Here is an 11,169-nt window from a genome sequence, read left to right on the forward strand (position 1 = left end):
TTGCTGTGGCCGATGAGGGCTGCTGAAGGGGTTGCAAAATCACGAAATGGTCACGAAGCGCGAAGTGGGGGGATCCGCCCTCTGGGCGGGGCATCCCGCCACGGTTCGCGGCCGGTGCGGCGACCGGGTAGGATAGTGGAGTTGTCCGGACGCGAGTCCGGGTGACGGGATGTGGCGCAGCTTGGTAGCGCACTTGACTGGGGGTCAAGGGGTCGCAGGTTCAAATCCTGTCATCCCGACGGTTCAGAAAAATCCCCGGTGAGATCGTAAAAATCTCACCGGGGATTCGTCGTATTGAGGGAGTGCTGCCTGATATCGCTGCCTCTGACTCGAAGCAACCCGCGGCGTCCGCGCTCGACGCCAGTCCACGATCGGTGCTCAGTCGCGAGCTACCGAGCACGAGGGTCACAGGGTGTCAGGGTGTAGCGCAGCGTCGGAAAGGTTCCGTGCCTCTTCGCTGTTCAGCTCATCCCGGGTTCAGAAGCTGCCGATGCCTTTGCCGATGACAACGACGCCGAGCACCAGAAGAAGCACCGCCATGATGAGGGCGTTCTGCTTCGCCAGCCATTCGCGGAGCGCATCGAGCGGGCCTCGAAGGCGGTCGGCCGCCAACAGGTAGGCCAGGACGGGAACCAGCACGGTGGAGGCCGCGATCACGGTGAAGATCGCGATCGCACCGATCGTCGCTCCCGTTCCGAGGGCGGCTGACCCGATCGTGACACCCGCGCTGGCAGACAGCAGCAGGTTCTTCGGGTTGACCCCCGACAGCAGGATGCCGAGTCCCGCCGCGCCGAAGAACGACATGCTGTCGATCGCACCCATCCACTTCGGCATTTCGGGTTCTTCGCCCGGCTTGGGGCGGTTGCGCCAGTTCCGCACGGCAAGCAGCAGAAGGAGGGCGCCCAGTGCAAGCTGGATCACCCCCTTGACGGGGGCGGATTCGTCTTCTCCACTGTCGGGCAGCACGGACGCGAGCAAGGTGAAGATCGTCGAAGCGAGGACGATTCCGAGCACCCATCCGAGCAGGAATCCGACGCTGGTCACCCGCGCCTTCGGCGAGAGCAGCATGAGGATCGCCGCGATGATCGGCACCGGGCTGATCGCAACCCCCAGCGCGACCGGGAGGATGTCGCCGACGACTCCGTTCACCGTGTTGCGACGATCGGGTTGGCGCGCAGTTGCTCGATGAAGGTGCGGGTTTCGTCGACGTCCTTGGGTCGGTACAGCCGGATGCCGTAGAAGTACTTCTGCCCTTCTGTGGCCTCGATGAGGTTCTCGGTGCCGCAGGCGCCGTCACCGAACCGGACGGTGATCGTTCCGTCCGCGTTGCGGGTGAGGTCATTGTCGGTCAGGCAGGGCTTTTCGACGTCGAGCCAGCCCTTCTCGTCGTACTTGATGACGGAGAAGTACCCGTTGTGCTCGTAGTCCAGGGGCGGCACCGGGAACGTCCACTCGTCGCAGCCCGAGCAGGTCGTGACGGCTTGGAAGTACTGGGCGTGCTGGGGGGAGAGGCCACCCCACCCGAGCTCGGCTGCGAGCATGTGGTTGTAGGTGTCGGTGGTCTCAGGGGTGCCGAAGCCCTTGCTGAAGTCCGCCTCGGCGGCCTTCGCCTCGATCTGCGCTTTGACGTCCTGCAGCGAAGCGTCGTCGAAGTCTGGCGCGACGAACGTGTTCGCCGTCTTCGCGTCGATGGTGAGCGCATCCTGCAGCTGGTGCGCAGTATCGAGCCCGTGTGCGGTCGCGGTGCGGGCGAGGATGTACACGTGTGTGCCGCCGGTCAGGTCCGCCGGGTGCAGTGTGACCGTCTCGCCGGGGTAGACGACGGCTGCGATGTAGTGATTCTCGTCGATGATCTGAGCCACCTGATAGGTGTCGGATGCCGCTACCGAGAAGGTCGCCTCCTCGGTCACGTCCACGACAGCGTACGAGTAGATCAGGTCCACATTCGAGCGGATGATGACCTGGTTCTCGACGTTCACCGGAACTCGGTTGTGGAAGTACTCGTTGACGGGCGCCTGACTCAGCTGCTTACGGAAGTAGCTCGCCGTCTCGGCGCGAACGAAGTTGTCAAATGTCACGGTCTCGGGGGCTGTCTGCACGATCCCAGGATTGGCGATCCTCGCATTCCCCGTCAACCTGGCGCTTCGATTGACGGCGGGATGCTCGGTCGGCCAGGCTGGCGGTGGTCACCGTGAGGAGAATGATGTCGATATCGCCCGGCAGGTACGACGAACTTGCGAGCATCCCGCTTCAGGGGGGATATCCGACCCCGGAAGCGGCTCGGGCGCTGGAGGAGGAGGTGTTCTTCCAGCGGGCTGTGCAGACGTGGTTGTGGGCTCTGCCGGCGATGAACATGGTGGCGATGAAGAAGGGTCATGAGAGGACGTCGGGAGTCGGCTACAACGTCGTCGCGGTGTATGAGAAGCGCCTCAAGCCGAACACCGTGATCACTACCCCGAACTCCGATGTGATCTATGCGCTCGCGTTCGCGGATCTGGGTGTGAGTGGGCCGTTGGTGATCGATGCTCCGCCCAAGCTGCAGGCGCTGCTGGATGATTTCTGGCACCGGCCACTCGTCGGCCCGACCGTCGATGGGCGTACGTACCTCGGCGATGTGGGCATTCCCGGACCCGACCATGGACAGGGTGGCACGTATGTAATAGTCCCCGAGGGGTACGACGGTGCTGTACCCGATGGTGCATTCGTGTTCACCAGTCCGACCAACGGCGTCTTCATCTTTGTTCGTGGGTTCTTCTCATCGGTGGAAGACCTCTCACCCGGCGTCGCGGCGATCGAAGGCATCTCGATCCGACCGCTGCACGGGGAGGGCGAGCGGATGAGGTTCGAGCATGTCTCGGATCTTCCGGCGAACGCGCTGTTCCCGCACGACAGCTCGTACTTCGACATGCTCGACGAGTTCATCCAGGATGAGACGGTCGATTCTGTAGACCCTTACATGCATGGGATGCTCTCAGCCCTGGGCATCCGCAAGGGGGCCACGTTCGAGCCGACCGAACGACAGCGGGAGCTCCTCGACCTGGCCGCGGCGACGGCGTGGAAGATCGCGAAGACCGAGGCGGCGAACTTCGATGAGCGGCCGCATGCGCGCTGGTGGAACGACCGGCACTGGGTCGCGCACGTGCTCACCCAGCCCGATGACTTCATGCATACCCTGCTCGATGAGCAGTGGCGAGACCGTGCGACAGGTCACACCGATGTCGTCGCGAAGGCCCACATGTTCGTGAACCACTACTCGATCAGCACGGGCATGATGACTTCCGTCGTCGGGATGGGTGCGAAGTACGGGAACGCCTACAAGGACAGGGACGGCGAATTCCTGATGGGTGATCGCACCTACCGGATAGAGCTGCCGCCGAATCCGCCGGCGAACCTCTTCTGGTCGATCACCATCTATGACGCCGAAACCGCCTCAGGGGTCGATGCCGACGGGCAGGAGTACCCATCGCTGAACGGGATGAATGACGTCCCGCTCAACGACGACGGATCGATCACGCTCTTCGTCGGACCCAACCCGCCCGAAGGGGCGAAGAACTGGCTGAGATCGGTCCCGGGTCGCGGCTGGTTCAGCCTGTACCGGTTCTACGGCCCCACGCAGGAGTTCTTCGACCGGCAGTACGTCGTCGGCGACTTCGTCCGACTCGATTGAGCCTGGGCGCGTTCACGAACGGTCAGGGGCGGAAGTCCGCCGTACACCCGGCGGCGGAATGGTGGATGCTGTCCAACGTCGCCACCGGTGCGGCGACGGGGTCGTTCCTCACCTTGCTTCTGCCCCCATTCGTCACAGACGTCACCGGGCAACCGTGGCGCGTCGGCGTCATCTTCGCTGCGCTCAGCCTCGCTGCCGCCGTTGGACCGTGGGTGGGGGCAGTCGTCGATCGCACCCGCACCCACCGTGTCGCCCTGACGGGATCGATCGCCGCGATGGCGGCGGCATACGCGCTGCTCGCGATCGACGCCGCGGTCGAGTGGTACTCGCCGCTATTCGGCCTGCTGCTCGGTGCGGCGTGGGCGACCCAGGGCACAATCGGCCCGGCGCTCATCGTCGGCAGCCCGGATCCAGCCGCAGTGACGGCTCGCAGGCTTACCGTGTACAGTCTCGCCTACCCCGCAGGGGTCCTCTTCGGAGCGGTCATTGTCGCGGTCTCCCTCGCCCTCGGCGTCGAACCCGGAGCGATCTTCCTCGTTTGTGCCCTCACCCTCGCCGGCTTCGCGATGGTCACCTGGGCCACGGCCGGACCGATATCGCGGTCGCTCGCGGCGTCCGACACTGCTCGACCGACCACGGATCGGGAGTACGCCACCAAGAGCACTGTGCAGCGGGGGCAGGTCACGGCGTTCGCCGCCTTCCTCGCCGTGGTGTTCCTCTCTTCTCTGGGCAGCAACGGGCTGGTCAGTCAACTCGCGAACATCATGCCCGCCGTGTACGGGTTCACCCCTGTCGCAACAGCGCTTCTGGTTGGTATCGCCGGACTGCTCAACATCGCCACCCTGATCCTCGCCGGTCGTGCGATGGCACGCTCCACATCGATGCGTGTGTTCACCGTCGGCACCGTCATCCGTGGCGTCGGCGCGCTCGCGATGGCACTGATCGGGCTGATCACCTCTCCCGTGCTCATCCTGGCAGCCCTTGCGATGCTCGTCGCCTACCAGGGCATCCCGATTCCGCGCCTGGCAGCGCCCGACCTCGCTGCCCGTCTCGAAACCCGATCGCCGACACGAGCCAACGGCTACTACTTCGCCTCCTCCGCACTCGGCTCGGCCCTCGGTTGCGTCGCGGCCGGGCTCGCCGCCATGAGCGGCTATGAAAGTGTGCTGTGGCTCGCCAGCGTCGCGGGACTGGCTGCCTCAGCCACAGCGCTGATCTGGCTGCCCAGGGCCTACCGCTGAGTCCAGGCGGGGCTCAGCCGGCGGCGGGCTACCGCCGGGTGCTCGCGCGCGGAGTGGTCATCACTTTCCCACCTCAATCACCCAGCGACAACCCGAGGCGACCGGATACAATCGGAGAATTCGAACCGTCCGGTTCCCTGTCAGCACAAGGGAACGCGAGGGTTTTCAAGACATCCGGATGGATTCGGAAATCGCCCTAATCCTCCAAGGGTCGCAGGTTCAAATCCTGTCATCCCGACAAAATGAAGAAGGGTCGGCCGAGAGGCCGGCCCTTCTTCATTCCGAAGGTGATCAACCGCCCCGCTCGGCCTCGGCGCGGTTGCGCTCGCGCGCGGCATCCACCCAGAACAGCAGTCGATCATCGTCGGCGATCGCATCGCTTTCGATGAGCAGCCAGCCCGGGCCCATGTCCCGCTTCTTCGGACCCATGTAGGCCCTGCCAGCGCCGGGTTCGAGCATGAGGACCGCCTCCTGCTCCTCGTCGACGCGGATCAGCAGGTCCGCCTCGCGGAAGACCGCGACGAGGATCCGATCGTTGACCATGAACGCTCGCGAGCCGAACATCGACTTCTCGGTCAGCGTCGGCTCGTCGGCGAGCAGTGAGCGCACTCGATCGGCCATCGCGCTCTGCGCCTCGTTCATCGGCATGGACCGATCTTGGCAGGCGGCGCGGACACGGTCCAGGCAGACTGGACCGATGGGTTTCACGCGCGGCGAGCTCGAGGGATTCCGGGATCGGGCGATCCCGGAGTTCATGCCGCGGCATCCTCGACTCGTCTTCGTCGGCATCAATCCCGGCCTGTGGACCGCCGCGACCGGCGTGCCGTTCGCGCGACCGGGCAACAGGTTCTACCCGGCGCTCGTCGAGGCGGGGATCGTGCCGAGGCTGCCGGTGATCGACGACGACGGGATGCCGGAGGCCGACCGTCGGATGTTCTTCGACGCGGGCATCGGCATCACGAGCATCGTGCAGCGCGCGACCGCGCGTGCCGACGAGCTCACGCGGGACGAGTTGCGCGAGGGCGCCCGACGGCTCACCACGGAGATCGAGGAGCTCTCGCCGAAGGCCGTCGCGATCGTCGGCGTCACGGCGTATCGCGTGGGGTTCGACCGGCCGAAAGCTATCGTCGGGCGCCAGCCCGATGGTCTTGGCGGCGCGCAGCTGTGGGTGCTTCCCAACCCGAGCGGACTCAACGCGCATGACACCGTCGCTTCACTGGCCGCCGCGTATGCGGAACCGGCACGCGCAGCCGGGGTCCTCGCGTGAGCCGTCGAGTGGCGGCGGCGATCGCCCTCGCATCCGTCATCGTCGCGGGTCTCGCGGTCCACGCGTTTCTGCCCGATACCTCCGCGACCGATATCGCGGGTGACGCGCTCTACGCCGTCGCCGCGTACTCCGGCATCGTCTTGCTCGCGCCGCGGCTGAAGCCGTGGGTCGTGGCCTTGATCGCCGGCGCATGGTGCGTCGCGGTCGAGCTGTTCCAGCTGACGGGCATTCCGCTCGCGCTCGGCGGCTTGCTCCCACCCGTCATGCTGCTGCTCGGCACGGTGTTCGACGCGCGAGATCTCGTGATCTACATCGCGGCCGTCGTGACGGCGGGACTCATCGACGCGGCCGTGCGCAGACCTGGCAAGCTGGACGAATGATTCAACGCCCCCTCGGACGCACCGGACGACAGGTATCGGCCATCGGCCTCGGCACGTGGCAGCTGGGCGCGGACTGGGGCGATGTGAGCGAAGCCGACGCCACCGCGGTGCTCGAAGCATCCATGGCCCACGGCGTCACGCTCTTCGACACGGCCGACGTCTACGGCGACGGGCGCAGCGAGTCGATCATCGGCGCACTCCTCGCGGCGCGCCCCGGACACGCCATGACGGTGGCGACCAAGATGGGCAGGCGCCTCGCGCAGGAGCCCGAGAACTACACGCCCGAGAACTTCCGCGCGTGGACGGAGCGCTCGCGCCGCAACCTCGGGGTCGACACCCTCGACCTCGTGCAGCTGCACTGCCCGCCGACGGCGGTGATCGAGGATGCCGCGACCTACGACGCCCTCGATGCGCTCGTCGCCGAGGGCGCGGTCGCCGCCTACGGCGTCTCGGTCGAGACATGCGATCAGGCGCTCGCCGCCATCTCGCGGCCGAACGTCACGAACGTGCAGATCATCTTCAATCCGTTCCGGCTCAAGCCGCTCGACGAGGTCCTGCCCGCGGCCGAGGCTGCCGGCGTGGCGATCTTCGCGCGCGTGCCGCTCGCCTCGGGGCTGCTGTCGGGCAAGTACACGGCGACGACGACGTTTGCGGCCAACGACCACCGCACGTTCAACCGCCACGGCGAGGCCTTCGATCGGGGCGAGACCTTCTCGGGCGTCGACTTCGAGGTCGGGGTCGCGGCGGCGGCCGAGCTCGCGGCATCCCTCCCCGAAGGCGTCAGCCTTCCGGCCGCGACCCTCGCCTGGATCGCCGCGCAACAGGGCGTCACGACGGTCATCCCGGGTGCGCGCAACGTGCGACAGGCGGAGGCGAACGCGGCTGCCGCAGCCCTGCTCGATGGCGGGTTCGACGTCGAGGCGTTCGGTCGTGTCGTGCGCGAGGTCTATGACCGCGACCTTCGCGAAGCGATCCACCCGCTCTGGTGAGAAGGGGATGCCTCGGCCCCCGCAGCGGGCCGAGGCATCCGTTCTCCGTCTTCTACGGCGCGGGGTAGTCGACGATGAACCGCGGCTGACCCGTGTTCGTGTTGTCGGCTTGGCCTCCGGTGCCGTTGACGACGTGCTGGATCGTGCCGGCCGAGAGGTTGACCGTCATGATGTGGTGCAGCTTGACGCCGGGCTTGTCCGGAACCGAGAACCCGTTCGCCGTGATGATCGACGGGTTGTTCTGGTTGAACACGTACACCCCGGCGCCGTCCAGGCGGTGGTTCTTGACCTTCTGGTCGACGACGTAGCCCGGGTAGCCGAGCGTGCCGTCCGGCTGCGTCCAGTCCGCCTGCGTGGGCGGGTCGTACGGCAGCTCGTTCTGATACAGGATGACCCGGCCGTTCTCGCCCTTCCACAGCAGGTTGTACTTCTGGAAGTGCTCGACGAACAGGCCCGTCGCCGTGACGTTGTCGCCGTTGATGATGGCGCCGTTCGTGCCGGTGTTGGTCTTCCACCGGTCGGTGTCGCCGTTCACGCCGTTCGTGAAGCCCTCGACGCCGTGATCGCCGCGCCACACCCACGTGTGGTCGATGAGCACGTTGTCGGCGTTGACCTCGAGCGCCGTCGTCGTCTTGCCGATGTGCGGCCCGCCGACGCGGAAGTACACGTCGCTGAGCGTGATCGGGTTCGACGTGGACGCCTTGCTCGACAGGTTGAGGCTCTTGGTGAGGCCGACCTTGAGCAGCACGGGCGAGAGCTTCTCGCCCGCGTCGATCGTGACGCCGGCGAGGACGACGCCGGGCACGTCGACGACGGCGAGCGGAGTCGCGCCGTTCTTGGCCGTCAGCGTCGCGTGACCGAGCCCGAGCACGACCGTGTTCGGCCGCCACACGAGGATCGTCGACGAGATGTCGTACACGCCGGGCGTGAAGATCAGGTGCTTGCCGAGCGCGAGCGCCGCGTTGATCCTGAGGGCCGAGTCACCGGGCTTGGCGACGAAGAAGTCCTTGATCGGGATGCTCCGGCCCGCCGTTTCACCGGCACCCCACGAGATTCCGCTCGTGTTCTGGGCGTAGCCCGGTACGCGCACCTGGTACTTGCCCGCGCCGTCGACGTAGAGGTACGGCTTCTCGCGGCTCGCGGGCGTCTGATCGACGGTCGTGTAGGGCGGGTCGGGGAAGGCTGCTTCGCTCGGCGCGCCCGTCACGCCGGAGAAGACCTGGTTCCACACGCCGTTGCTCCAGCCGGCCGACACGTCGCTGTTGCGCGTGAGCCACTGCTGCTGCGAGCCGCTGACGGTGTACGAGAGCTTCGAGTCGGCGATGAAGCCGCCGCTGGCGTACTGCGGTCCGGCGGTGCAGTAGTCCATGAGCGACAGGTTGCCGCCGCGCACCTCGACCCGACGCATCGACACCGCCTGCGAGACGGCCCAGAAGTTCGCGCTGGAGCGGCATCCATCCTGTCCTGCCTTGTCGACTTCGATCGTGAGGTTCGAGATCGTGCGCCAGAAGTTGACCAGCGCGAGGCAGTTGTCGGGAGTGAGACAGCGGTTGTAGACCTCGACCGCGCCGTGGATCACGACGTCGGCAGGGGATGCTCCGAGCCCCGCGACCTCGGTGTAGTAGCCGACCTCGAACTGAAGGGGCTCCGCAGCCGAGCCGTAGGTGCCGGGCAGGAAGTACACCGAATGGCGCGCGGTGCTCATCTCGGCATCGCGCTGCGCCGCGGCGAGGGCGTCCATCTGGGCCTTGATGTCGGCGACGGGCGTCTCGGGCGAGAAGATCGTCACGTTGGAGCCGAAGCCGGGGTTCGCCGGGACGACGGCCGGCTGAACGGCGGTGGCGGCGGGCGCCGCCATCAGTGCGCCCGCGACGAGGGCAGCGCCCGTGAGGGCGGCGAGCCATCGCCGCAAGCGGCGGGTGGGTGGGGGAGTTGTCATGCGAATTCCTCTCCGTCGAGGGATCACGATGGCGGCGGGATCGCCGTTACTTACAGGACAGTAACCATTCCATAGGCGCGCTTCAAGGGGGTGCGACATGAGGTTCCTCTCACGACGCGATCACGCCCTTCCCGCCGGTCCGGCAGAGCGGCGCGGGAGTGCGGGAGTACTCTGACTGCGTGCCCCTCCCGCTTCGCGTCACGGTCGTGATCCCGTGCCGCGACGATGCCGAGTTCCTCGAGCACTGCCTGCAGGCGCTCTCGGTGCAGACGCATGCCGCTGACCGCATCATCGTCGTTGACAACGGATCGACGGATGCCTCGGCCGCCGTCGCCCGTCGCTTCGGCGCCGTCGTGGTCGAGGAGCCCACGCCCGGGATCTGGCCAGCGGCCTCCCGCGGGTACGACGAAGCGCTCGCCGACGCCGACGTCATCGCGCGGCTCGACGCGGATTCGCGTCCGCATCCGGACTGGGTCGCGCGACTCGTGCGCGCCTTCGTGGCTGATCCCGGCCTCGGCGTGCTGACCGGCGGCGCCGAGTTCTACGGGGCCAGCCCGACGGTCAACTACCTCGGCGAGCACTGGTACATCGGCGGCGGGCACTACTGGATCAAGAAGTTCCTCGGCATCCCCCTCGTCTTCGGCTCGAACTTCGCGATGCGGTCGCGCGTGTGGGAGCGTGTCCGCGACCGCGTCGATCGCGCGAACCCGCGCATCCACGACGATCTCGATCTCACGATCCGGCTGCGCCCGACCGACGGCGTCCGATACGACCCCGAGCTCAAGATGCCCGTCTCGGCACGGCCACTCGTCTCGCAGCGGGGGCTGTGGCGGCGCGTCTGGCGTGTGGTGCCGACGTTCGCCGCGAGCTGGCCCGAGGGCGCCGCGTGGAATCGTCGTGCGACGTCGGATGCGGCGGGCGGCGAGGAGTGGATTCCCGACGCCGACGAGGGTCTGGCTCCGGGCTTCGGCCGCTGAGAAATGCTCGATTCATGAGATGGATCGCTAGCCCACTTGCACGATCTCGGCTTCGTTACTTTTCCGTGACCTTCTGGCCTTGCTGAAGTATGAGAGATCTCTCATGATTACTCTCGGGAGGGGGAGCGGGTTCTGAGAAGGGCACCCGCGACCTATGCCTAGCTCTGGGGAGAACTAGGAATCTGGGGATTCACTTCGGCATGCACGCGTATGCCCGGTCAGAGCTGACCACTTTTCACATCATCTGGGGAGATGCGCACATGCGTGCAACCATCAAGCAGTACATCGACGCCGTCAAGAAGCGTCGCGAAGAGGGCGACGACAAGGGCTTCTCGCTCATCGAGCTCATCGTCGTCGTGGCCATTCTCGGCGTTCTCGTCGCGATCGCCATCCCGGTGTTCACGAGCATCCAGGCGACCGCCAAGACCAACTCGCTCCAGACGGCCGCATCGAATGGCGCGACGACTGTTGCTGCCGCTGTCGCCAATGGTGAGGCGCCCGCAACGCAACTCGCCAAGATGAAGTCCGCGGATTGGACCATCGCGATCACGACGCCAGCTTCCGGAACCGTCACGCTCGACAACTTCTGCGTGACCGCGACAGCAGTTTCCGGCAAGGCGCTTGACGGCGCGACTGCTGCGAAGGCCGGCCCCGGCTGCTGATAGCCGAAGTGTGTGGGACCGGCGGCTCATCGTCGCCGGTTCCGCAA

11 protein-coding genes and 1 tRNA gene are annotated in these 11,169 nt (G+C 66.4%); 8 read left to right on the forward strand and 4 right to left on the reverse strand.

Annotated elements, in window-relative coordinates; translation table 11 throughout:
• Positions 1-165: 165 nt before the first annotated feature.
• Positions 166-239 (forward strand) — tRNA-Pro (locus MA876_RS07975).
• A gap of 238 nt (positions 240-477) precedes the next feature.
• Here the strand turns inward: MA876_RS07975 and MA876_RS07980 are convergent.
• Entirely contained in the window at positions 478-1,149 is a 672-nt protein-coding gene (locus MA876_RS07980; RefSeq protein ID WP_248147590.1) for a GAP family protein, read from the reverse strand.
• Positions 1,146-2,099 (reverse strand): DUF1254 domain-containing protein, encoded by a 954-nt coding sequence (locus MA876_RS19300; RefSeq protein ID WP_248147592.1) that lies wholly within the window; start codon positions 2,097-2,099, stop codon positions 1,146-1,148. Before MA876_RS19300 ends, MA876_RS07980 begins: the two co-directional genes overlap by 4 nt.
• Before the next feature lie 104 nt (positions 2,100-2,203).
• On the opposite strand from MA876_RS19300, the gene MA876_RS07990 reads away from it, so the two are divergent.
• Complete coding sequence (locus MA876_RS07990) at positions 2,204-3,667, forward strand: DUF1254 domain-containing protein (protein ID WP_248147594.1); 1,464 nt, start codon at positions 2,204-2,206, stop codon at positions 3,665-3,667.
• A gap of 65 nt (positions 3,668-3,732) precedes the next feature.
• Positions 3,733-4,908, forward strand: a complete 1,176-nt coding sequence (locus tag MA876_RS07995) for an MFS transporter (RefSeq protein WP_248147596.1) — start codon at positions 3,733-3,735, stop codon at positions 4,906-4,908.
• Positions 4,909-5,199: 291 nt separating this feature from the next.
• Here the strand turns inward: MA876_RS07995 and MA876_RS08000 are convergent, their stop codons facing one another.
• Positions 5,200-5,556, reverse strand: a complete 357-nt coding sequence (locus tag MA876_RS08000; protein WP_248147598.1) for a TfoX/Sxy family protein — start codon at positions 5,554-5,556, stop codon at positions 5,200-5,202.
• A 49-nt stretch (positions 5,557-5,605) separates the two neighbouring features.
• On the opposite strand from MA876_RS08000, the gene MA876_RS08005 reads away from it, so the two are divergent.
• Genes MA876_RS08005 through MA876_RS08015 form a run of 3 tightly spaced genes read left to right on the forward strand, consistent with a single transcriptional unit; the run spans position 5,606 to position 7,544 of the window.
• Positions 5,606-6,175, forward strand: coding sequence for a mismatch-specific DNA-glycosylase (locus MA876_RS08005; protein WP_248147600.1), 570 nt, complete (start codon positions 5,606-5,608; stop codon positions 6,173-6,175).
• On the forward strand, positions 6,172-6,555 hold the full coding sequence (locus MA876_RS08010) for a ribosomal maturation YjgA family protein (protein ID WP_248147602.1): 384 nt from the start codon (positions 6,172-6,174) through the stop codon (positions 6,553-6,555). The genes MA876_RS08005 and MA876_RS08010 overlap by 4 nt, the downstream gene beginning before the upstream one ends.
• On the forward strand, positions 6,552-7,544 hold the full coding sequence (locus tag MA876_RS08015; RefSeq protein ID WP_248147604.1) for an aldo/keto reductase: 993 nt from the start codon (positions 6,552-6,554) through the stop codon (positions 7,542-7,544). Before MA876_RS08010 ends, MA876_RS08015 begins: the two co-directional genes overlap by 4 nt.
• 52 nt (positions 7,545-7,596) lie before the next feature.
• On the opposite strand, the gene MA876_RS08020 is transcribed toward MA876_RS08015, so the two are convergent.
• Positions 7,597-9,483, reverse strand: coding sequence for a pectate lyase-like domain-containing protein (locus MA876_RS08020; RefSeq protein ID WP_248147606.1), 1,887 nt, complete (start codon positions 9,481-9,483; stop codon positions 7,597-7,599).
• A gap of 179 nt (positions 9,484-9,662) precedes the next feature.
• Between MA876_RS08020 and MA876_RS08025 the strand changes: the two genes are divergently transcribed.
• Both MA876_RS08025 and MA876_RS08030 read left to right on the forward strand, forming a co-directional pair.
• A complete protein-coding gene (locus MA876_RS08025) occupies positions 9,663-10,460 on the forward strand; it encodes a glycosyltransferase family A protein (RefSeq protein WP_248147608.1) in 798 nt (265 codons plus the stop codon).
• Between the two features lie 260 nt (positions 10,461-10,720).
• Positions 10,721-11,122 (forward strand): type II secretion system protein, encoded by a 402-nt coding sequence (locus MA876_RS08030; RefSeq protein ID WP_248147610.1) that lies wholly within the window; start codon positions 10,721-10,723, stop codon positions 11,120-11,122.
• The last annotated feature ends 47 nt before the right edge of the window (positions 11,123-11,169 follow it).

Source organism: Microbacterium aoyamense (assembly GCF_023155855.1).
Taxonomy (GTDB): Bacteria; Actinomycetota; Actinomycetes; order Actinomycetales; family Microbacteriaceae; genus Microbacterium; species Microbacterium aoyamense.